This window comes from Pseudomonas izuensis (assembly GCF_009861505.1).
GTDB lineage: Bacteria > Pseudomonadota > Gammaproteobacteria > Pseudomonadales > Pseudomonadaceae > Aquipseudomonas > Aquipseudomonas izuensis.
This window is the reverse complement of record NZ_WTFT01000029.1, coordinates 101,750-124,684: the sequence shown is the minus strand read 5'-3', so window position 1 is coordinate 124,684 and position 22,935 is coordinate 101,750. Positions and strand designations below refer to the sequence as shown.

17 protein-coding genes are annotated in these 22,935 nt (G+C 59.5%); 5 read left to right on the top strand and 12 right to left on the bottom strand.

Annotated features, from left to right (window positions below; genetic code table 11):
- The first annotated feature begins 220 nt into the window (after positions 1–220).
- The 3 genes from GPL81_RS23185 (at position 221) to GPL81_RS23175 (ending at position 4,128) form a co-directional block, all read left to right on the top strand.
- Positions 221–1,375: a MalY/PatB family protein gene (locus tag GPL81_RS23185; protein WP_160108598.1), complete on the top strand. Its 1,155-nt coding sequence runs from the start codon at positions 221–223 to the stop codon at positions 1,373–1,375.
- Between the two features lie 200 nt (positions 1,376–1,575).
- Positions 1,576–2,433 (top strand): SDR family oxidoreductase, encoded by an 858-nt coding sequence (locus GPL81_RS23180; protein WP_160108597.1) that lies wholly within the window; start codon positions 1,576–1,578, stop codon positions 2,431–2,433.
- 330 nt (positions 2,434–2,763) lie between these two features.
- Positions 2,764–4,128, top strand: a complete 1,365-nt coding sequence (locus GPL81_RS23175; RefSeq protein WP_160108596.1) for a cation:proton antiporter — start codon at positions 2,764–2,766, stop codon at positions 4,126–4,128.
- Here the strand turns inward: GPL81_RS23175 and GPL81_RS23170 are convergent.
- From GPL81_RS23170 to GPL81_RS23155, 4 genes are all read right to left on the bottom strand, one after another.
- Positions 4,106–6,028, bottom strand: coding sequence for a hybrid sensor histidine kinase/response regulator (locus tag GPL81_RS23170; protein ID WP_160108595.1), 1,923 nt, complete (start codon positions 6,026–6,028; stop codon positions 4,106–4,108). The genes GPL81_RS23175 and GPL81_RS23170 overlap by 23 nt on opposite strands.
- A 70-nt stretch (positions 6,029–6,098) precedes the next feature.
- Positions 6,099–7,007, bottom strand: coding sequence for a zeta toxin family protein (locus GPL81_RS23165; protein ID WP_160108594.1), 909 nt, complete (start codon positions 7,005–7,007; stop codon positions 6,099–6,101).
- Between the two features lie 127 nt (positions 7,008–7,134).
- A complete protein-coding gene (locus tag GPL81_RS23160; RefSeq protein ID WP_160108593.1) occupies positions 7,135–9,414 on the bottom strand; it encodes an ATP-dependent DNA helicase in 2,280 nt (759 codons plus the stop codon).
- Positions 9,411–11,078, bottom strand: coding sequence for a VRR-NUC domain-containing protein (locus tag GPL81_RS23155; RefSeq protein ID WP_160108592.1), 1,668 nt, complete (start codon positions 11,076–11,078; stop codon positions 9,411–9,413). The genes GPL81_RS23160 and GPL81_RS23155 overlap by 4 nt, the downstream gene beginning before the upstream one ends.
- 197 nt (positions 11,079–11,275) lie before the next feature.
- On the opposite strand from GPL81_RS23155, the gene GPL81_RS23150 reads away from it, so the two are divergent.
- On the top strand, positions 11,276–11,500 hold the full coding sequence (locus GPL81_RS23150; protein WP_096511360.1) for a YgdI/YgdR family lipoprotein: 225 nt from the start codon (positions 11,276–11,278) through the stop codon (positions 11,498–11,500).
- Positions 11,501–11,620: 120 nt separating this feature from the next.
- Here the strand turns inward: GPL81_RS23150 and GPL81_RS23145 are convergent, their stop codons facing one another.
- From GPL81_RS23145 to GPL81_RS23120, 6 genes are all read right to left on the bottom strand, one after another.
- On the bottom strand, positions 11,621–13,474 hold the full coding sequence (locus GPL81_RS23145) for a polyurethane esterase (RefSeq protein ID WP_160108591.1): 1,854 nt from the start codon (positions 13,472–13,474) through the stop codon (positions 11,621–11,623).
- 114 nt (positions 13,475–13,588) lie between these two features.
- The gene (locus GPL81_RS23140) at positions 13,589–14,956 is read right to left on the bottom strand and encodes a TolC family outer membrane protein (RefSeq protein WP_160108590.1); all 1,368 of its coding nucleotides are present in this window, start codon (positions 14,954–14,956) and stop codon (positions 13,589–13,591) included.
- Between the two features lie 2 nt (positions 14,957–14,958).
- On the bottom strand, positions 14,959–16,308 hold the full coding sequence (locus tag GPL81_RS23135; RefSeq protein WP_160108589.1) for an HlyD family type I secretion periplasmic adaptor subunit: 1,350 nt from the start codon (positions 16,306–16,308) through the stop codon (positions 14,959–14,961).
- Entirely contained in the window at positions 16,305–18,080 is a 1,776-nt protein-coding gene (locus GPL81_RS23130) for a type I secretion system permease/ATPase (RefSeq protein ID WP_160108588.1), read from the bottom strand. Before GPL81_RS23130 ends, GPL81_RS23135 begins: the two co-directional genes overlap by 4 nt.
- 151 nt (positions 18,081–18,231) lie before the next feature.
- Positions 18,232–18,645, bottom strand: coding sequence for an AprI/Inh family metalloprotease inhibitor (locus GPL81_RS23125; protein ID WP_160108587.1), 414 nt, complete (start codon positions 18,643–18,645; stop codon positions 18,232–18,234).
- Between the two features lie 71 nt (positions 18,646–18,716).
- Entirely contained in the window at positions 18,717–20,174 is a 1,458-nt protein-coding gene (locus GPL81_RS23120; RefSeq protein ID WP_160108586.1) for a serralysin family metalloprotease, read from the bottom strand.
- Positions 20,175–20,745: 571 nt separating this feature from the next.
- Between GPL81_RS23120 and GPL81_RS23115 the strand changes: the two genes are divergently transcribed.
- Positions 20,746–21,402 carry an MliC family protein gene (locus GPL81_RS23115; protein ID WP_160108585.1) on the top strand — a complete coding sequence of 219 codons (657 nt, stop codon included), beginning with the start codon at positions 20,746–20,748 and terminating at the stop codon, positions 21,400–21,402.
- Between the two features lie 43 nt (positions 21,403–21,445).
- Here GPL81_RS23115 and GPL81_RS23110 read toward each other — a convergent pair whose 3' ends face one another.
- Together GPL81_RS23110 and GPL81_RS23105 are read right to left on the bottom strand one after the other, a co-directional pair.
- Complete coding sequence (locus tag GPL81_RS23110; RefSeq protein ID WP_160108584.1) at positions 21,446–22,531, bottom strand: polyamine ABC transporter substrate-binding protein; 1,086 nt, start codon at positions 22,529–22,531, stop codon at positions 21,446–21,448.
- 53 nt (positions 22,532–22,584) lie between these two features.
- A complete protein-coding gene (locus GPL81_RS23105) occupies positions 22,585–22,926 on the bottom strand; it encodes a cupin domain-containing protein (RefSeq protein ID WP_160108583.1) in 342 nt (113 codons plus the stop codon).
- Between the last annotated feature and the right edge of the window lie 9 nt (positions 22,927–22,935).

The window sequence follows — 22,935 nt, the reverse complement described above, 5'->3', positions numbered from 1 at the left end:
GGCACCGAACGACAGGGGCAAGAGCGCTTGGTTACTTGGCGCTTTTCCAAGTGACTCGCCGTAAGGGCGAAACCGCCAGCCGCCGTTACCGCAGAATTGGATATGTACACCAATGAACAATACATCGCCTGACACGCCGCCTTCGCGAGCAGGCTCGCTCCTACAGGGATTGGCGCTTATCATGGCGGGCATGATTAACCCCGCCTTCACGAGACCGCGCATGACTTTCGATTTTGATCAGGTGTTCGACCGCCACAACACCGGCAGCACCAAATGGAGCCGCTACCCGGCCGATGTGTTGCCGATGTGGGTCGCCGACATGGATTTTGCCGCGCCGCCGGTGATCATCCAGGCCCTGCAAAAGCGCCTGGAACACCCGATGGTCGGCTACAGCGTGGCCCCGGACAACTTGCGCGAAGCCATCGTTGCCGACCTGTGGAACAAGTACGCCTGGCGCGTCGAGCCGCAGGAGTTGATCTTCCTGCCGGGGGTTGAATCGGGCTTCAACATGGCGCTCAAGGCGCTGGTCCAGCCACAACAGAATGTCGTGGTGCAGGTTCCAAACTACCCACCACTGCGCCATGCGCCGGGCCATTGGGGCCTGAACAAGGTCGAGCTGAATTTCGACGCGCAGCCGGACGGCACCTACGCCACGCCGTTGCAAACCCTGAGCCGGTCGCTGCAAGGTGGCGGCGCCCTACTGCTGAGCAACCCGCACAATCCGCTGGGCAAGGCATTCCCCCGCGAGGAACTGCAAGCCATCGCCGACATCTGCCAGGAGCACGACGCCTGGATCATCTCTGACGAGATCCATGCCGAGTTGTGCTTCGATGGGCGCAAACACATTCCGATGGCGACCCTGAGCCCACAAGTCGCCCAACGCACCATCACCCTGATGTCGGCCAGCAAGGCCTACAACATCGCCGGGTTGAAAACCTCGTTCATGATCATCCAGGACCGCCACCTGCGCGAGCGGGTCAACCACGCCCGTTGTGGCATGGTCGACAGCGTCAACCCGCTGGGCCTGGAAGCCACCCGTGTCGCCTACAGCGAAGCCGGGCCCTGGCTGGCCGAGCTGAGCGCTTACCTGCAAGGCAACCGCGATTACCTGGTCGACGCAGTGCGCACCCGCCTGCCGGGCATCACCATGAACGTGCCGCAAAGCACCTACCTGGCATGGCTCGACTGCACGGCGTTGGGGCTGGACAACCCGCAGCAGTTCTTCCTCGAACAGGCCAGGGTCGGCTTGAGCCCCGGTGTGGATTTCGGTGATGACTGCAAACAGTTCGTGCGCCTGAATTTCGGCTGCCCACGGTCGTTGCTGGAAGAAGGGATTGCCCGCATGGAGCGCAGCTTGCGTCACCTGAAGGCCTGATCCACCACGTTGATGTACCCCCTGTAGGAGCTGGCTTGCCAGCGAAAGCGGTTTGTCGGTCAACGCTGATGTTGGCTGTGCCGCCGCCTTCGCTGGCGAGCCAGCTCCTACAAGGGATTTGTGTGTTGCAAATCCAACCGAACTCACGCCAAAACACCACGGTCAACCTTTTGAATCCTCCTTGAGCCCGGAGATTGAAAATGACCGACTATCCAAAACCACCCTTCCCCAAACAACACCAGCCTGTCCCCGGCTCGCAACGAAAAATGGACCCTTATCCCGACTGTGGCGAACAAAGCTACAAAGGCTCGGGACGCCTGGAGGGCAAGATTGCCCTGATTACCGGCGGTGACAGCGGTATCGGCCGTGCAGTCGCCATCGCTTTCGCTCGCGAAGGCGCGGATGTCGCCATTGCCTACCTCGATGAGCAGGACGATGCCGAGGAAACCGCGCGTTGGGTCGAGCAGGCAGGCCGGCAATGCCTGCTGCTGCCCGGTGACCTGGCGCACAAGGTGCATTGCCGCGCACTGGTGGAGAAAACCGTCGAACGCTTCGGTCGTATCGACGTGCTGGTCAATAACGCCGCGTTCCAGATGACCCACGAGACCCTTGAAGACATCTCCGACGAAGAATGGGTGATGACCTTCGACGTCAACATCACCGCGATTTTCAGAATTTGCCAGGCTGCGTTGAAACACATGAAGCCCGGCAGTTCGATCATCAATACCAGCTCGGTCAATTCGGACATGCCCAACCCCACCCTGCTCGCCTATGCCACCACCAAAGGGGCAATCGCCAACTTCACCGCGGGCCTGGCACAAATGCTCGGGCCCAAGAACATCCGCGTGAACAGCGTGGCGCCGGGCCCGATCTGGACACCCCTGATTGTCTCGACCATGCCGCAAGAAACGGTACAGAACTTCGGCGGCAACACGCCGCTGGGGCGCCCTGGCCAACCGGTGGAAGTGGCGCCGATTTATGTCCTGCTGGCCTCGGACGAAGGCAGCTACATCACCGGCCAACGCTTTGGCGTGACCGGGGGCAAGCCGATTCTCTGACGCCGCATCAAAATGGAACCCGCGGACAGTTCCAGCGCTCCACAGCTTATGAGCCCCGCCCTGGCGTAATGCTGTTTCTGTAGGAGCGAGCTCGCTCGCGATGGACTCAAGAGCGCCGCGTTTAGCCAGTAACCACGCGTATTCGTCAACGACCATCGCGAGCAGGCTCGCTCCTACAAAAGCGCATTACGGCCTGGGCGGTCCTTTGATATCTGGAGGTCGTCATGTCCGCACAGCTCTTCAAACCGTGCACTCAACCAACTTCGCGCGGACAGATATCCGCATGGAAGAAGAAGTGACGCCGGAGTATCTGTGTGATGCCCCCCGGCCATGAGCTTCATTGCCTGGGTCGCGGTGTTGGGTGCCGTGTTGCTGACACTGGCACTCACCTCGTCATACCTGCGCTGGCTGCCGGTGACCACGTCGGCCGTGTGCCTGGCGCTCGGGGTGGCCATCGGGCCGGCAGGTTTGGCCTGGCTCAGGCTGGATATTCAGGACGCCGCCTTCTGGATGGAGCACCTGACCGAAGTCGCTGTGCTGTTCTCCTTGTTTGTCTGTGGACTGAAACTGCGCCTGCCGCTCAGGGATCGCAAGTGGCGGGTGGCGTTCGGTCTGGCGGGGCCGGTGATGCTCCTGACCATTACCGGTGTCTGCCTGCTGCTGCACGTTGCCTTCGAGCTCCCATGGGGACCGTCGTTGCTGATCGGCGCGATTCTGGCGCCCACTGACCCGGTGCTGGCTTCGTTGGTGCAGGTCAACGACGCCAAGGATGACGACCCGGTGCGTTTCGCGCTTTCGGGCGAGGCGGGGCTCAACGATGGCATCGCCTTTCCGTTTGTCATTCTCGCTCTACTGTTCCTGCAACAAGGCAGTGGTTCCTCCAGCGCCTGGCTGGATGACTGGGCACTCAAGCGCCTGTTGTGGGCCGTGCCCGCCGGTCTGTTGATCGGTTACTGCATGGGGCGCGGTATCGGCCGCTTGACCCTGTCGATGCGTATCCGCAATGCCGACAGTACCTTCTCCCCCAATGATTACCTGACATTCGCCCTGATTGCCCTGGCCTATGTCGCGGCGGAATCGGTACACGGCTACGGCTTTCTCTCGGTATTTGCCGCGGGCCTGGGCCTGCGGGGAGCTGAGGTCAATTCGACGGGAGATGCACAGCCGCCCGCCGAGCATCTGGTGCAACCGGTTGTCGGCCACCAGAATGTCGAACCTGACGATGCCGTGCACGGCGATGTGGAACACCTGGAGGACACGCAGGTTGCCGCCGGGATCATGATCGGCGACATGTTGTCTTTTGGCAGTCTGGTCGAACGGGCCATGGAAGTGTTTCTGGTGACCTTGCTCGGGGTGGTGTTGGTCAGCCACTGGGACTGGCGCGCGCTGGCGATTTCCCTGGCGCTGTTCTGCGTGATTCGTCCCCTGAGCGTCGCACTGGTGCCATGGGGTCGTTTGCTGAACGGCCGGCAACGATTGTTGATCGGTTGGTTCGGGATTCGCGGCATCGGTAGCTTTTACTACCTGTTCTACGCCTTGAATCACGAGCTTGCGCCAGCGCTGGCCAGCCTGTGCACCGACCTCACGCTGTCAGTGGTCGCGCTGAGCATTCTGCTGCACGGCATCAGCACCCAGCCAATGCTGGCGCGCTATGAGCAGCACAACCGTCGGCTCACTTCATCGTCGAGGCAATGATTTCCACCAGGTTTTTTTGCGTAAAGGGTTTGGACAAACGCGGAAGTCGGGTCGCAAAGCCATCCAGCCGCTCCGCAAAACCGGTGGCGAGGATGATCGGCAGGGTTGGGTTCATGATCTGGATGGCTTGTGCCAGTTGCGCGCCGTTCATTTGAGGCATGGCCATATCGGTGATGACCAGGTCGAAGTGCTGCCCGCTTTCAAGCAACTGCAACGCCTGGGCGGCGGATTCCGCAATGCAGACGTGGTGTCCGAGGTCTTCCAGCAACAGGCAGGTACTGGTCAATACCAGGCTGTCGTCATCGACCACCAATACATTCAGCCGTGGAACCTGCGGTGCTGCCAGCTCCGTGCCCTGCCGCTCGGCCACCGATCCGACCCTGGCCACGGGCAACCAGAGTTCGGCGGTGGTGCCTTTGTCCTTCTCACTTTTGAGTATGAAGCGCCCGCCCATTTGTTCGATAAAGCCATGCACCATCGACAGCCCCAGGCCAGTCCCCTTGCCGACGCCCTTGGTGGTGAAAAACGGGTCCGTCGCCGAAGACAGCGTGACGTCGTCCATGCCCATCCCTGTATCGGTGATGGAAAAACACACGTAACGCCCTGGCGCCAGCGTTGTATGCGGCTGGTCGAGGACCACTTCCGAGCGGGTGCCAAGCACGATGGTGCCGCCCTTGGGCATCGCATCGCGAGCATTGGTCGCCAGGTTGAGAACCGCCAGTTCCAGCTGATTGACGTCGGCCAGCACCGGCTCGGGCTCTGGCGTAAAACAGGTTTCGATTTTCACCGTCGGCCCCAGGGAACTGCGCAGCAGACCGGTGATGCCCTCCACCAGCTTCGGTATTTCGATGGGTTCGGCCTTGAGTTCCTGCCGTCGGGCAAACGCCAACATGCGCTGGGTCAGGGATACACCCCGCAAGGCGCCCTGGGTGGCGTTATCCAGCAAACGGGTCAATCGCGGATCGTCGCCTATGCGTTTGCGGACGATTTCCAGATTGCCCAGGATAACGGTCAGCAGATTGTTGAAGTCGTGGGCAATACCGCCACTGAGTTGGCCGATGGCCTGCATTTTCTGCGCCTGGAACAGCGCCTCGCGGGTTTTCTCCAGGGCCTGCTGCGCTTGTGCGGCCTCGGTGATGTCACGGGTGATCTTGGCGAAACCGAGCAATGTGCCGGTATCGCCCCAGATCGGGTCCACCACCACATGGGCGAGAAACCGCGTACCGTCCTTGCGCAGGCGCCAGCCCTTGTTTTCGAACCGCCCTTCGCGCGTCGCGATATCCAGGGTACGAAACGGCTCGCCGGCTGCGCGATCCTCAGGGGTGTAAAACATCGAAAAGTGCTGGCCAATGACCTCTTCGGGCAAGTAGCCCTTGATGCGCTGGGCGCCAGGATTCCAGTTGGTCACGCGGCCATCGGGGCCCAGCATGTAGATGGCGTAATCGGTGACGCTTTGCACCAGCAAACGAAATTGCTGCTCGCTTTGCTTGAGGGTTTCTTCGGCGGCCTTGCGATCGGTCAGGTCGCGGGTGATCTTGGCAAAACCCAGCAGCCTGCCCTCTGGATCGCGGATCGGATCGATCACCACATGGGACCAGAAATGCGTGCCATCCTTGCGCACACGCCAGCCCTCGCCTTCGAAACGCCCCTCGCGAATCGCCGTGTCCAGCGCCCGTTGCGGCAAACCGGCCTGGCGATCCTGTTCGGTGTAGAAACGGGAGAAATGCTGGCCGAGAATCTCGGCTTCCTCATACCCTTTGAATCGCCTGGCGCCCGCGTTCCAGCTGGTGATGATGCCGTCGGGATCAATCATGTAGATCGCATAATCGACCACCGCATCGATCAGCAGGCGAAAGCGCGTTTCCTCGCTGACGCCCACTTTGCTTCGATCCTCGCTCATTGAGTTCTCGCATCAGAATTGTATGTCTGGAGTATGCGACAGATTAGCCGTTTGGACAGCCGGGCAAGCGCTATCGATTGACGTATTTGACGATGTAGGCGTTCAGCTCGTTATAGACGAAGTCCGGAACTTTCTCGGCATGAATCGCCGCCTGGAACAGTGCCAACTGGCACTCCTTAATCATTTCATTACGATCGCTCACCGCGAAAACGTGGTTCTCGATAATGCTGGAGTAGGCGTCGTACGAAAAATCGACCTTGGTTGTCGTAGTGGTGACTTTACCGTCTGCGGCTTTTGAATACGTGCTCTGGGCAACTTGAGTCCGCTCCTTCAACGCCCCGAAACCGCGCTCGTACAGGTTGATTCGGGAGCCACTGATCGCCTTCGCCGCATTTTCCAGGGCAACCAGAATCGCTTTGGCATGGCTCATGCTCGCATCCAGCTTCGACACGGAGAGAAACCTTTCCATTTCATTGTTTTCCAGACTTTTGAGCGCCCTTTTGAAACTCGACACGTGGGCAAACTCCTGAGTACAACCAACGATGTGAGTCTCGAATTGATATCCGCTGGCCGTCGCCAAGGGCGGAAAGGATACGAGGTCGATAGTGTCGAAAGCCGACTCCATGATGATGTTGTATTTGCCGGTGAAGGCCTTGGTGAAGATCATTCTGCAGACTTCCCGCACAAACGATTCCGTGTGTTCATAAGCATGCAAGACGCCCTCTTTGATCATTTCCTCATATTGGGGGTGTTTCTTGCGGTATTGCGGCAGGTACAGACGAACGTAATTGGTGTAGCGCTGCGTTGGCAGGAGGTTTTTTTCAAGCAGGTAGGTTTTACCTGAAGATTCCAGCCCGACAACAGCCAGTAGCTTGGGGATGGGTTCCACCGTTTTGCCGTTGAACAGTGTTGCGCTTATTTCACTGAATGCAGCAGTGACCTGGTCAGCGGTGTACGTGTATTTCGATGTTTGCGACATGGGTTGATTTCCTTATCAAAAAGTTGGGTGATCCGATCACCAGCCCTATCAATAAAGTGTGCTTTCGCTATTTGATCAAATGAATGAACTTCTCAAGATATGTCGATGTTTTTTAAAGTAAATATTCCTACGTCGCCGAATGAAAAAGCGTCTGCTCGATCGACCACCAGCGCGGCAACAATTGCCTGACCTTGCTCTCGCCAAAGCGATCATCGATCAGCATCACCACCCCTTGGTCCTGTTGCGTACGAATCACCCTTCCGGCGGCCTGCACCACCTTCTGCACACCGGGAAACAGGTAGGTGTAGTCGTAACCGGCACCGAAGATCGCGGCCATGCGGCCTTTTATCTGCTCGTTGACCGGATTGAATTGCGCCAGCCCCAGGGTGGCGATGAACGCTCCGATCAGCCGTGCGCCGGGCAAGTCGATGCCTTCGCCGAATGCCCCGCCCAATACCGCAAAACCGATGCCCTCGCCGCCTTCGGTGAACCGGTCGAGAAATTCCTGGCGTTGTGCTTCTGCCATGCCTCGGGACTGCGACCACAGGTTGATCCCTGGATGACGTTCGGCCAGTGACTGCGACACTTGCTGCAAATAATCAAAGCTGCTGAAAAACGCCAGGTAGTTGCCGGGGCGCTGGCTGAACTGGTTGGCGATCAACTCGACAATCGGCGCCACGGACGCCTGGCGATGAGCGAACCGGGTGGAGATCCGGTTGACGATATGCACTTGCAGCTGGTCGGCGTCAAACGGCGATTCGACGTCGATGCACACCGTATTCGCCGGTGTCCCCAGCAGATCGGCGTAATAGTGACGCGGACTGAGTGTCGCCGAGAACAGCACGGTGCTACGTGCCGCTGTCAGGCGAGGCCCGATGAAGCGGGCTGGCACCACATTGCGCAGGCACAGCTGCGAGAGTTGTCGTTTGCGCTCGAGGTCGCGTTTGCTGATATCGAACAGGAAGTGTTCGTCGAAGAGCTCGGCCACGCGGCTGAACTGCAACAGGTCGAAATAAAAGCCCTGGAGCGTGCTGTCCAGTCCTTGGGGGTGATCGTTGAGGTAGTCGCCGATGTTGGCACTGCAGGATGACAGCGCCTGGAGCAGTTTTTCCGGGGCCTTGTCATAAGCCTGATAGGTGCCCTGTTGCTGATCATGCAAGGCATTCCATTCGCGATTGACCCGTTGCAAGGGCTTTTTCAACGGCTCGGGAGCGTTTTTTCGGACGGCATTGAGGGTCGCTTGATCAAGACTGGCGCTGTACATCTGACGGCCGCGCTCCACCAGGTTGTGGGCCTCGTCCACCAGTACCGCGACTTTCCATTGGTTGGCCTGTGCCAGCCCGAACAGCAAGGCGCTGAAGTCGAAGTAATAGTTGTAATCGGCAACCACCACATCGACCCAGCGGGCCATTTCCTGGCTCAGGTAGTACGGACATACTCCATGGTCCAGGGCGATCCGGCGCAATGCATCCTGGTCAAGCAGGTTCACTTCACTGGCGGCCTGACGTGCAGCCGGCAGGCGGTCGTAGAAACCCTGGGCCAATGGACAGGACTCCCCATGGCAAGCCTTGTCCGGATGCTCGCAGGCCTTGTCCCGGGCAATCATCTCCAGCACGCGCAAGGGCGGTGCATCGGCACTTTCAAGGATCACCTGTGCCGCGTCCAGTGCCAGTTTGCGCCCCGGGGTTTTCGCCGTGAGGAAGAACACCTTGTCCAGTTGTTGCGGCGCGAGGGCCTTGAGCATCGGGAACAAGGTGCCAACGGTCTTGCCAATCCCCGTCGGCGCCTGGGCCATCAGGCAGCGGCCGGTGCTGACGGCCTTGAACACCGATTCGGCGAGATGACGCTGGCCCGGTCGAAAGCCGGCATGGGGAAACGCCAACGCTTGCGCCGCCCGATTTCGCCCCTCGCGATGGACCATTTCCTGCTCGGCCCAATTCAGGAACAGTGCGCAATGCAGCTCGAAGAATTGCTGCAACTGTGTGGCGCTGAAGGTCTCGACCAGGCAGGTTTCCTTTTCACTGACGATGTCGAAGTACACCAACGCGAGATCGATCTGCGCAAGCTCAAGTTTGCGGCACATCAGCCAGCCATAGATTTTCGCTTGAGCCCAGTGCAGTTGGCGGTGATTGGCCGGTTGTTTGCTCAAATCGCCACGGTAGGTTTTGACTTCTTCCAGGCAGTTTTGCGCGGGATCGTAGCCATCCGCCCTGCCCTTGACGGTTAGATTCTGGTACAGGCCTTCCAGCGCCACTTCGCTCTGATAGCCCTCGCTGCGCCGGGAGGCCACGGTGCGATGCCCGACGATGCCCTCCAGGGCGGTCGGCGAGGGTGTGAAGCGCAGGTCGAGGTCGCCAGCCTTGGCGGTGAACTCACACAGTGCCCGCACCGCGATGCTGTAGCTCAAGCGCCCTGCTCCGCCCATTGCACGTAGCACACGGCAATCGGCATGTGGTGTTCATGACAGAACTCCAGCCAGCGCAGCTGGTTGTCCTGCAGGCGATCCCCCGGCCCCTTGACTTCGATCATGCGGTAGGTCTTTTGCTGCGGCCAGAACTGAATGAGGTCCGGCATCCCGGCGCGATTGGCCCTGATGTCGAGCAACAGCCGGTTGAACCAGTGCTTGAGGTGCTCGGCCGGCAGGCAGTCCAGGGCTTGTTCCAGCAATTCGTCGTTCAGTACGTTCCAGAATACGAAGGGTGACTGTACGCCCCATTTTTCGACGTAACGCTTTCGGATGGTTTGTTGGTAACGCCCATCGTCGAGCTCGGCCAGACAGGCCTGGAACAACTCAACCCGTCGCTCATGGAAATCCTCGTTGAGCAGGTCCGCCGGGCCGCGCTGGAACGGGTGGAAAAAGGCCCCCGGCAGCGGCGCGAAAATGGCTGGCCAGCACAGCAGGCCGAACAGTGAGTTGACCAGGCTGTTTTCAACGTAATGCACGGGTGCCGAATCTTCGGCCAGATGCGCCTGAACGTAATACTCCACCGACATCACCGGGTCGGTCCGGGGCAATTGCAGCTCCAGACGCAGCATTTCCCGCGCAGACGCGCGTTTCACCGGCGGCCCGCCCAGTTTGCGTCGCAACCGGGGCAAGATGCGCAACACCTGCTGATGTTCGGCGGCGCTTTGTGGCGATTGTTCGGCCTGGGTGGCGAGCTCCAGGGCCAGTTCGTATTCCTCGCAGCGTTCCAGCACGCGGATCAACCGCTGGCGTGCACCGGGGTAGGCGCATTGACGGTACAACGCCAGCGCCGTGGAGAAATCCGCCAGGCGTTCGCAGTGCTGGGCGATCTGGAACAGCAGTTTCTCACGACGCCTTTGCAGCCACGGATTGCCCAGTGTCAACCCGTTGATCTGCTCGACGATCCCGGCCACCGCCTCGCCGGCCTCGAAGTGCTGTTGGCATTGGTGAAGGAACAGGCAGGCATCCACGTCCTCGCGACTGCGTAATCCCCGGGAATCGGCGCAGAATTCGACCTTTTCGTAGGTGAAGATCCCAAGATCGGCCAGCACGAACTCGGACCAGTCCTGGTAAAGATTGCCGAAAAACATCAGGCGCAAGCGATCGCACAGGTCCATGATGGTCAAACTGAACAAGCGGTCGTTCAGCGACGGGCACCATTGATCAAAGCTGCGCGTCTCGGGAAAGTGCTCGATCAGCGCCGGTAACCACTCAGCCTTTTTGCCCTTGGGCTGGTCGATGGCGCTGCCCAGGCATTCAACGATTTCGGCCTTGAGCAATACCTCGAACAGCGCCTCGACCGACAATGGCGATTGCTCATCGAGCCAGCCCAGTGCCACGAGGGGTTCGGCGGCGCTGGCGATGTCACCGATTTCGGCGTAATGCAGTTTGCTGCGCCTGAAATGAATGCCCTTGCGCATCACCATCCTGACCAGTAGCGCCCGGGATTCACGGGACAGGTCATTGAAGCCGCCAATGAACCGTTTCTCCTCGACGCTCAGCACATCGCCGTAACGATGCTCAAGCCAATCAAGCACTTGCATGAAATTGTTGAGGTAATAGAACGGATCGTCGAGAGGATTTGCAGTCACGGGTAAATGGACCATGGCGAGCGAGTACTGGTTATGCGTACAGATACCAGCAACACCCTGCCCGGCGCAATCGGAAAAGGATGGGTGGAGGGGGCTGTCAGTTAATTTTTTCGATCCATCGAACTTTCTGCGCTTACGTGGCACCAACCGCAATAGAGGTGCTGTCGTGCGCGACAGTCGCAACGAATTTTTGAAGTGTTTTAGAGGCGGTTATGAACATCAAGACTCTGGGTTATCCCTTGGCAGCAGCAGCGTTCATGATGCTGACCGGCTGCTCGACGCCAACCGTTGTGACCCTGCAGAACGGCACCCAGTATTTGACCAAGGACATGCCGAAAACCAAAACCAAGGATGGCTTCTTCGAATTCGAAGATATTTCCGGGGCGAAGGTCAAGGTCAAGGCTGACGAAGTGTCCACGATTCGCAAGGAAGACTGAATACCGCATTTTCGTTCTTCGTCGGAACGCCGCCCGGAGCAAGCCCGCTCCCACAGGTCATCACCGGCCTGTGGGAGCGGGCTTGCCCGCGAAGAGGCCCTTACAGGCGCCCAATCACCCTCAGGCGATCACAATTCCCGCCCCCGACAAACTGTCCAGTCCAACCCCGACCAACGTTACCGAGTCATTGCCAAAGCTCAGCACGGTATCCTGCCCCACTGCCGTGGCATGGGCCCGCACATCGTCGTTCGGCGTCACACCCTGCACCCCGAGAAACACCAGTTTGTCATTCGCCTGATAGCCCAGCACCCGATCGTGGCCAAACGCGCCGCTGAACAGGAAGGTATCGATCCCGCCCCCCGATTCCAGCAGATCGTTGCCAGCCCCGCCGACCAGCACGTCGTTACCTTTGCCACCGATCAAATGATCATTGCCGTCGAGACCGAACAACCAATTGCCGTCCGCCTGTGCCTTGAGCGTATCGTTTCCCGCGCCCCCCTTTACCGACGACACGTACTGAGTCAGCTGGTTGCCGGCCGCCAGTCCGTTGGCGGTGACGCTGTGGGTCACGTCATCCTTGAGCAGCCCCCATAAAAAGCCCGGTTCCTTGCTCACGATGCTGCCGATGTCACGGGTAATGCTGATGCCGCCATTGGCATCGCGGATGTACAGGTTGCCGGCGCCGTCGTTGGCAAAATCGAAGTTCTTCACCGATTGCTGCAAATCCAGCACGTTGTGGCCCTTGCCGCCCGACAGGATGTTGTAGCCACCGGCATCGCGAAAGGTGTCATTGCCATCGCGGCCTTCCAGATAGTCGTTGCCCTTGCCGCCCTGGATCAGGTCATTGCCGTCGCTGCCGATGATGAAGGTGCTGCCCTTGTGGGTCTCGGCATTGCGGTTCAGGTCCTGGACCCAGGTGTTGGCCCGTGCCGGGTCCGAGAGGTTGGCAACGATGATGGTCGAGTCTTTGCTGGTGAGGTCATAGAACCCGGACTCCAGCACCCGGGTCATGCCATCGCCGTAACCGGTCGGCAAGTGGGAGATCCAGGTCGGGATGTTGAGGATGGAAAACGGTAGCAGATTCCAGGCGGTCGACGCGTAGTGGTCATTGAAACTGACGATGTTATTGGTGGCCGAGGCTTGATTGGCATCGTGCACGCCGACCGATGACAGGTTGAATGCCGAGCCATCCAGTGCGCGGAACACCGGATCGTTTTCGTAGCCGACGTTCAGTACCTTGTCGCTGCTGCCCTGCGTCGGCGAGGCATAGGCGATGTAGTTGGAATCCTGGAAGAAACCGCCCCATTTTTCACCACTCAAATCCGCCAGGCTGTTGACCGCCAACCCGCCAAGGCTGTGGCCGCTGACCAGCACATCCTTGCCGGACAGCCCGTTGGCCTGGGCAAACGCCGCGAGGTCGGCGAACAGCTTGCCGAACGCTTCACCCGCATAGTTTTTTGCGTAATCCTTTGGGCCCAATGCCGCCAACAGGTCATTGATGACATCGCCGATGGAGTCACTGATCTGGCTTTCACGAGGGCCACTGGTGCCGCGAAAGGCGACGCCGATTTCCGTGAGATGCCCCTGGGCATCGTATTTGCCGAGGATTTCCACCTGGGCACTGGTATAGCCGGCCTTTTCGCCGAAGAAGGTTCCCCGGGCATCGACTTTGCCGTCGTAACCCAACTGTGCGGCGGTGACAGGTGTCCAACCGGCTTTCTTCACGGCGTCCAGTGCGGCTTTCTCCGAGTCGGGGTTCCAGGGAATGCCGGGAATCGCCCCCTGGGAGTCGGTGCCACCGATCAGCGCCGTCACCAGCGTGGCGGGCAGGCTCAAGCCGAAACCATTGTGCTGGTAACCGGTGGCGAAGCCGTTATCGAGGTTGTGATAGGAATACAGCGTGATTGCCATCGCGTCGGTGAACAACGCTTTGGCGTCTGCTGTACCAAGGTTCTTGTAGTCGTACACACCCATGGGTATTGCCTCTCTCTTTGTTGGAATTGTCAGAGATAGCTCACAGCCGGAACCCCTCGATCGCGAGGCGCCCCGGAGCCTCCAGTGCTCAAATCTGTTGCGCGGATACGAACGCTATCGGGTTCCCGGCCCTTGCCCGAATGCTTCATCAACCCTGGCCAGATCCTGCTCACTCAGGGTCCCGGCGAAGTAATGCAATTTGGTCCAGGCCATCAGATAGTCATAACGGGCCTGGGCCAGGTCGCGGCGGGTGGTGAACAGTTGTTGTTCGGCGTTCAGCTCATCGAGGTTGACCCGCTCGCCGCCGAGGATGCTTTGCCGGGTCGAGACCACCAGCGCTTCGGCGGAGACCAGGGCTTTCTGGTAGGCGCGCAATTTGCTCACGCCCGACAGGCAGGCGCTGAACTGCCGACGCAACTCGATCAGGGTTTGCCGGGTCTTGCCGTCCAGTTCGTACTCGGCTTGCTCCATCGCACGGCTAGCCTGGCGGGTCGATGCCGAAACACCCCCGCCGGCGTACAGCGGTACGTTGATTTCGATACCGATGGTGTTGGTGTCGTAGCGCTGGTTGTAGGTGTTGCCGCTTTCCGATTCGTTCTGGCGTACCGTGGCGTAGGCGCTGACTTTCGGCAGGTGCCCGGCCCGATTGCGCTCGACCTCGTAGCGCGCCACTTCCAGCGCCTGGCGCTGGGACGCGAGGTTGGGGTTGTTGGCCACGGCCATCTCATGCCAGGTGTCGTAATTGGCCGGTTGCAGGGTGAAGGTCTGGAAGTGTTGATCCAGCGGGGCCAAATCGGCAATGTCGATCGCCGGCACGCCGATCAGCGCACCGAGTTCACGCAGGGAGGCATCCTGTTCGTTGCGCGCTTCGATTTCCTCGGCGGTGGCCAGTTCGTAGCGAGATTCGGCTTCGAGAATGTCAGTGCGCGTGCCCTCGCCCTGGCGGAACATTTGCTCGTTCTGCCGGAATTGCTGTTCGAAGGCTTTTTTCCTGGCCTGGGCGATGTCGATCTGGTCCTGGGCGAACAACGCCTTGGTGTAGCTGTCCAGCACCCGCACCAGCAATTCCTGGCTCTTGCCGCGAAAGTTTTCGTCGGCAAACAGCGATTGCGCGACACCCTTGCGATACGCCGCATAAGCCTCGTAGTCGAGCAACGGCTGTTGCAGGGTCAGGCTGGAGCCGTAACTGTTGTAATGGCGGTCATCACTCTGGTTATTCCCGCGCTCGTTGAGGTAAGTGGCCTTGGAGCTGTTGCGGCCCTTGTTGTAGTTGTAACCCAGTTTCGGCAGCAATCCGGCACGGCCAATGACTCGGTTCTCGAGGCCTGCATCGCGTTCCTTGATGGCCCCGAGGTACACCGGATCATTGCGTATTGCCTGTTCATAAATCTCGAACGGCCCCATGGCCGCCACGGCCGGGTTACCCGCGAGCAGCATCAATGCGGCCCCGAGCAAGGAAAGCTTATTCATACAGCCGAACATCCTTATTCCTCGGTCAACGCGGAGCCTGCCCGGTCGAGCAGCGGTTTGAACAAATAGTTGAGGAGCGAACGCTCACCGGTGCGCACGAACATTTGCGCCGGCATGCCGGGCTTGATCACCAGGCCATTGAGTTTTTCCATGGCCTGATCGCTGACACTGCTGCGCAGCACGTAATAGGGTGCGCCGGTTTTCTCGTCGACCATCTGATCGGCTGAGACCAGGCTGACTTCGCCCGGTACACGCGGGGTGCGGCTCTGGTTGAAGGCGGTGAACAGGATGTCCACCGGCAGGTGCGGACCGACCTTGTCGACGAGGTTGACCGGCAGGCGCCCTTCCACCTCCAGTCCCGTGTCCTGAGGCACGATCTCCAGCAGACTTTCCCCCTGACGCACCACGGCGCCCACCGTGTGCACACCCAGATTCACCGCAACACCGTCAGCCGTGGCGAGGATCTCGCTGTGCTGCAGATCGAAGCCGGCAGAAGTCAGTTGTTCTTCCAGTGTCACGCTCTTGAGCTGGGCATCGGCCAGTTGCGTGCGCACTTCTTTCTGGTACTCCTCTATGTGCTGTTGCAGCTTGAGGCGGGATTCGATAATCCCCTGCTCCACCCGGCCGCTTTCACCAAGGTTTTCCGCCAACTGTTGCTGCACCTGCGACAGTTGCCGCTGGTACTCCATCAACCGGTTACGCGGGATGTAGCCGTTTTCCGCCAGTGGCGTCAGATTGCTGAGCTGTTGCTGCAGGGAGTCGGCCTGGGCGCTCAAGTCGGTGCGGGCACGGCGCATGCCGGCCAGTTGCGCCCCGGCGCCTTCGATGCTGGCGCGCAAGGCGGCCTGCTCGCGGGCAACGGCATCGCGGCGGCTGCTGAACAACTGACGCTGACCGTCCAGCACCAACGCCAGGCGCGGGTCGGGATCGTTGCTCAGCTCGGCGGGGAAATTCACCTGCTTGAGGTTGTCCCGCTCGCTTTGCCATCGGGCAAGGCTGGCCCAGGCCATGCGGTACTGCGCCTGCAGTGATTGCACGTCTGCGCCGACCTGGGTCTGGTCGAGCCGGAACAACGGCTGACCCTGTGTCACCCATTGACCTTCACGTACCAGAATCTGGCTGACCACGCCGTTGCTCATCGACTGCACGGCCTTGCGCTTACCCGACACCACCACCGTGCCTTGCACCGGGATGCCCTGATCGAGGGGCGCCAGACTGGCCCAGGTAAAGAAACTGCCGGCGCCGACGATCACCAGTAGCCAGCCAAGGCGGACGAAGTAACGGGCGTCGCGTTCAGGCCGTTCGGCCAGGTAGCCCTGCTCCATCGTCGTTTCGTTTTGAGGGATCAAGTGGGTGCTGCTCATACGCCGGAACTCCTTGTCGTCGGCTGAGACTGCCAGCTCATGCTGAGCCCGCCCGACACTGGCGCGGGTCTTTGCTGTTGGGACTGCTGAGCCCCCGAGAGCGCCTTGAGCACCTCCTGGCTCGCACCGAACGCCTGCAAGCGTCCGTCGTTGAGCACCAGCAACCTGTCAGCCTGGGCCAACGCGGAGGAACGATGGGTCACCAGTATCACGCTGGTGCCCTGGGCCTTCATCTGCGCGATGGCGCCGGCCAGCGCCGCTTCGCCTACGGTGTCGAGGTTGGAATTGGGCTCATCCAGCACCACCAGGCTCGGCTGGCCGTACAGTGCCCGCGCCAGCGCCACCCGTTGTTTCTGCCCGCCCGAAAGGCCTGCGCCGTTATCGCCAAGCACGGTGTCGTAGCCTTGTGGCAAGCGCAGGATCAGTTCATGAACCCCGGCCTGCTGCGCGGCGGCAACGACTTTTTGCGGATCGGTTTCCCGGAAACGCGCGATGTTTTGCGCGATGCTGCCGCTGAACAATTCGATGTCTTGTGGCAGGTAGCCGATGTAAGGCCCGAGGTCGTCGCGGTTCCAGCGATGGATGTCCGCACCGTCGAGCCGCACCGTCCCGCCGAGCGTCGGCCAGACACCCACCAGCACCCGCGCCAGTGTCGATTTGCCCGAACCCGACGCACCGAGCACGCCCATCACCTCACCCGCGGCCAGGCTGAAACTGACCTGGTGCAAGGTCGCCGCCCGTTGTCCCGGTGGTCCCGCGCTGACCTGTTCAAAGGTGATCTGGCCCTTCGGCGCCGGCAGCGCCATGGCCTCGTCGCTGGACGGGTAAGCTTGCAACAAAGCATCGAGGCGCTGGTAAGCGAGTTTGGCACCGCTCCATTGCTTCCACACGGCGATCAATTGATCGATAGGGCTCAGCACGCGGCCCATCAGGATCGAACCGGCAATCATCATGCCGGCGCTCATGTCGCCCTTGATCACCAGCAACGCGCCAAGGCCCAGCACCAGCGACTGCAGGCATAGACGCAGGGTTTTGCTCAAGGAGCTGATGACCGCGCCGGTGTCGCTGGCCTGATTCTGCAGGCCGAGGAAGCGGGAATGCACCTGAAACCAGCGGTTGCGCAACGCCCCCAGCATGCCCATGGCCTGAATGGTTTCGGCGTTGTGCAAGTGGCTGGTGGCAAGTTGGCTGGATTGCTGGGAACACACGGCAGCTTCGCCCAGCGGCTTTTTGGTCATGGATTCATTGAGCCAGGCCAGCGCAATCAGCAGCAGCGCCCCTGCCGTGGCAAAGACGCCGAGCCAGACGTTGAACAGATAAATCACCAACAGGTACACCGGAAACCACGGTGCATCGAAGAACGCGAACAACGCCGGGCCGGTGACGAACTGACGAATATGCGTCAGATCCCCCAACGCCTGTCCGGCGTGACCTTCGCCCTTGAACAGGTTGCGCTCGAACGCCGCCCGATACACCCGCAGGTTAAACCGCCGCTCCAACTGACTGCCGACACGGATAACAATGAAGCTGCGAACCGCCTCCAACAAACCGATAAAGGCAAAGAACCCAACGATCATCAGCGACAACATGACCAGCGTGGTTTCATTTTGAGAAGACAGTACCCGGTCATAGACTTGCAGCATGTAGATAGAGGGCGCCAACATCAGAATATTGATCAGGGCGGTAAAACAACCAACGCTGATCAAGAGGCTCTTATAGTCTCCCAACGCCTTGATTAATGGTGCGGTGGCTTGGGCCTTCGCCATCTTCATGGGTTATTCCTGAGCTGATATTCATCGCCACGCCTGGGCGAAGTTCCAATGGTTTGTCCGCACACGGTCGATACAGTGTCTGGTTATATATAACCCCCACTGTTTGGTGATCGATAAAGTGTCGGGAGTTACCGATTAACCCGTTAAGCGGTTAATGCGTCACCCGCTCGAAAGTAATGCGCTGACCTGATTGCAACATGCCTTGATATAACCCTTCGTGCTGGCGGCTGAAGAACAGGATTTTTGAGCCTTCCTTGCCGGTTATTGCAATGCCGTCCGGTTCGGGGAACCAGCCGGTTACCTGCTCACCAAGCCAGGCGGCAATGCACGGCGCGCCAGCGCCGAGCGTCCGGTCTGGCCGAAGGTCGATCGAGCATTCATTCGACGCACCGACGGGCAATGCGTCCGGGCCTTGCGCGGCATCCAACGTGGCCAGCCACGTGCCGGCCAACGCCGACGGATCCGCCAGTTTAAGAATGCTTGCCATGGTTGCCTCTTCAGAAAAAATCATTAGCGCTGCCAGTAGCCATGCGCTTGCCTTGGGGGAACAGACTCTGTGCGTCATGGGTTTTGTACTCCGGGCCGCGAGGGAGAAAGAGCGGCGCATCGAGCGCCGCCCTCCTTATTCACCTCACATCAAGCGACGATGTCCGAGTACGCCGCCTGGCCCACGGTGCTGACCAGGAAATCAGCCACGCCATGCCCGGAGAAGTCGATAGACAACAGGCTGTTGCCGCCCGACGTGCTGAGCACCGCGTCGCCCACCGCCCCGGTGAAGGCGCTGACAAAATGCAGGCCCGAGCCGTTGGTGATGCCGGTCAGATCGATCTTGTCCAGGCCGCTGGCAAAGTCGAGGATCTGGTCGACCGCACCGGGTTTGGAGTCACTGCTGGCGGCAAACACGAACGTGTCCGAACCTGCGCCACCCCACAGTTTGTCGGCACCGCCAGCGCCGAAAAGGATGTCGTTGCCGGCACCGCCTTTCAGCTCGTTGGACAGGTTATTACCGATCAGCAAATCATTGCCCGAACCACCCATGGCATTCTCGACGGCGACGCCCTTGGCGATGGAGACATTACCCACCAGGCCGCCAACGTCGGAGAACGATGCTTCATTGAGGTTGATCTTCTGGTTCTGGGTAAACCCGGAAAAATCCAGGGTGTCCTTGCCGCCTGCATCCCAGACCGAAAACACCACTTTGTCCGCTGACGAAGATGCGCTCAGGAAGTCGCGGCCGGCATTGGAATTGAAACCGTAGGTGGTGTCGCCGGTGCGGGTCGTGGTGTTGGCACCGTAGAGCTGCTGGATGGCCGCGATATCGTCCATCAGCGGGCCGGACGAATAGGCTTCGACGCCACCCTTGCTGAAGTTCTGGCTGGTGTTGCTTTCACTCCAGTAGCTCATGACGCTGTAGCCGCGGGTGTCTTGCCCGTAGGACGCATCATTGTAGGTCGGCGCGCCCTCGCCGGCGTTGTAGTCGCCGGGGTGGGCCAGGCCAAGGGTATGGCCGATTTCATGGGTCAGGGTTTGCCGGCCATAGTTGTTCAGGTCCGGCGTCTTGTTGGGCGTGTAGCTGCTGTTGATCAGGTACCAGGACGTCCCGTCGTAACCCGCCCCGGTGCCAGGCAGGTAGGCAAACGCCGCCGCGCCGTCCTGGCCGCCGCTGTAGTTGCCGAAGGTCATGTGGCCGTCGCCGCCGCTGGCTTTCTCGGCGAAGGTGACATTGGCCACATCGGCCCAGGATTGCATGGCAAGCACGGCCTGGGTTTTCTGCTGCGCATTGAACTGACTGAACCCGGTAATGCCGTGCTTGTTCATCGTGCTCGATGAGGCCGACGTCAGGAACGTATAGGTCAATTCGATTTTGCCGCTACCGTCCTTGTCCTGGTAAGCAGCGCCGTCGCGCAGCAATTGATTGGCTGCCTGGTCGACGGAGAACGAGGGTTTGCCATTGACCGTGAGGTTGCCGCCCCGATCATACTGGTGGCTGAAGCCATTGATCTGATTGAATGCAGAACTGCTTGCCGCCAAGGCGGACAGCGGCAAAAACGCCTGTTCGGCGGAATCAATAACCTGGTCTTTTACTTTCGACATAAACACACTTCCTTGTTTAGCTATGGAACAGTTTTTTGTTTGATAGCGACAATCCCTGGCGAGATCGTCCTATCACTCGCCCATTGAAGGCGAATGAAAGCTGACACATTTCGAAATCAAACGTCCACTACTTTTTTGGCGTCAAATTTAGTGTGTTTTGGGAAGTGGCCGGAAACATTAGGCGCACTGAGAAAGTCTTGGATTAAAAAATATTGTGAGAGCGTTATTGTCGGACAATCGACAATTTAATTATTAAATAAAGATAAGTTATTCACGGCGATAAACGTCTGACTATTTATGTTTAATCCAAAGAAGTAAGCCCCCTGAGAACCGAGTTATCGTTCTTCGCGGGCAAGCCTTGCTCCCACAGGGACCAAGGCGTTCCCTATTTTTGTGCACGACACGGATCACTGTGGGAGCGTGGCTTGCCCGCGAAGAGGACCTCACAGACACCCAACCACTATCAGGCGATAACGGCTGCGGTGTGGCAGGTTTCGCACACTGCCTTAAACTGCGATACAGCCCGGTGAACTAACGACGGGCCTCACGAAATGATCCGGGTGAAGCCGACATGAAAAAGGTCACGCCCCTTTTGACCGCTCTCCTCGCCGCCACCGCGTGTGCGGCGACGAGCACCTGTGCCAATGCCGGGACTGTTACGGTACTGGCCACCAGCTTCGACTGCGCCAGGGCCAGCGCAACCATCGAGAAGCTGATCTGCCGCGACCCGCAACTCAAGCAGATGGAGATTGAAATGACGCGCCTTTATCGCCTGGCGCTCACGGACGATCATTCGGTCCCGCCCCCCGACAAGGTCGAGATCGACCAGCGCTTCTGGGTCATCGCCCGCAATCAATGTGCCACCGAGGCAGAGCCCAAGACCTGCACGATCCGCAGTTACGCCGAGCGTGCACACCAGCTTCGCCAGGGTTCGGCGATTGTGCGAACCAAGGATCCGCACAGACTCACCGATGGCCCCGTCGCCTTTCGTTGCGCAGGGCTCAACGCGTTGATTGCCGCCACGTATTTCCATGTCGAGCCGCGTGTCCTGTACCTGAAATGGGCGAACACTTCAGTCACCCTTGTCCAGGTGTCGAATGTTTCCGCCACCCAATACAACGGCAAGGACTTTCGGGGTAATTACAGTTTCTGGCAAGACGGCAACGATGCCTGGCTGCAGACGCCAGGTTCGGGGCGAATGACGTGCACGGCCGAGCCGGTCAGTTGAAGACGCAACGGGACATCCTGTCCCGATGGCCTGATGCAGCCGGTCAGCTGCCGGTGCGAATCTTGTTCCACGCCCGGGTACGAACCCGGTCGATGTTCAGCGGCATCGCTTCGAGCGCGAACAATTTGCCCATCATTTCCGGGCTCGGGTAGACCTTGGTGTCGCTCTTGATGGCCGGGTCGATCAAGCTGTCCGCCTGTTCGTTGCCATTGGCGTAGTGCACATAGTTGCTGACGCCAGCCATCACGTCCGGGCGCAGCAGGTAATCCATGAAAGCGTAGCCGGCTTTCTCGTCCGGGGCATCGGCCGGCATGGCGACCATGTCGAACCAGATTGCCGCGCCTTCCTTGGGAATCGAGTAGCCGATGTCGATGCCGTTGTTGGCTTCTTTGGCACGGTTCTCCGCTTGCAGGATGTCGCCGGAGAACCCGACCGCCACGCAGATATCGCCGTTGGCCAGGTCGCTGGTGTATTTGGACGAATGGAAGTAGCTGACATAAGGCCGGACTTTCATCAGCAGCGCTTCGTCCTTTTTGTAATCTTCCGGATTTTTGCTGTGGTGCGGCAGTCCCAGGTAGTTCAGGGCGGCGGGCAGCAGTTCCGGACCATTGTCGAGGATGGCCACACCGCACTTCTGCAGCTTTTGCATGTTTTCCGGTTTGAAGATCAGGTCCCAGGAATCCACGGGGGCGTTATCCCCCAGCACGGCTTTGACCTTGGCGATGTTGTAGCCAATACCGGTGCTGCCCCACAGATAAGGGAAGCCATGCTCGTTGCCCGGATCGTTGGTCTGCAAGGCCTTGAGCAGCACCGGATTGAGATTCTTCCAGTTCGGCAACTGGCTCTTGTCGAGCTTCTTCAGCGCCTTGCCTTCAATCTGACGCGCCATGAAGTGGTTGGACGGGAACACCACGTCGTAGCCGGATTTTCCGGTCATCAATTTGCCATCGAGGGTTTCGTTGCTGTCGTAGACGTCGTAGGTGAAGGCGATGCCGGTTTCTTTCTGGAAGTTCTTCGTGGTGTCCGGCGCGATGTAATCCGACCAGTTGTAGATCTTGACGGTTTCCGCTGCCTGACTGATTGAAGCGGCGAGCATCAAGGGTGCCAGGGTCAGTGTCTTTCGGAGCATGAGTCGATTCCTGTATGGGTTATTTTTGTTGGCAGGCAATCAAGGGATCGGTTTTAAAAGATCAAAACGTAGGTCTTGCGCACGGTCTCCTGGATATCCCAGATCCCGAGAGTGTTGGCAGGCAACATCAGTGCGTCGCCGGCTTCTATGTGCAGGGTTTCGCCCTCATCCGGGGTGAAGGTGCAGCGGCCCTGGATGAAGTGACAGAATTCCTGGGCGACGATCTGCCGCCGCCAGCGCCCGGGAGTGCATTCCCAGACGCCGGTTTCGACGCCGTCATTGCGTTCCACACTGGTGGTCGAAGCCACCGCCACGGGCGTGCCCAATGGCACGGCGACCGGGTTCGATTCTTCCAGCTTCAGGGTTGCGGTGTTCTTGAATTGCGTGATGCTCATGGGATTACC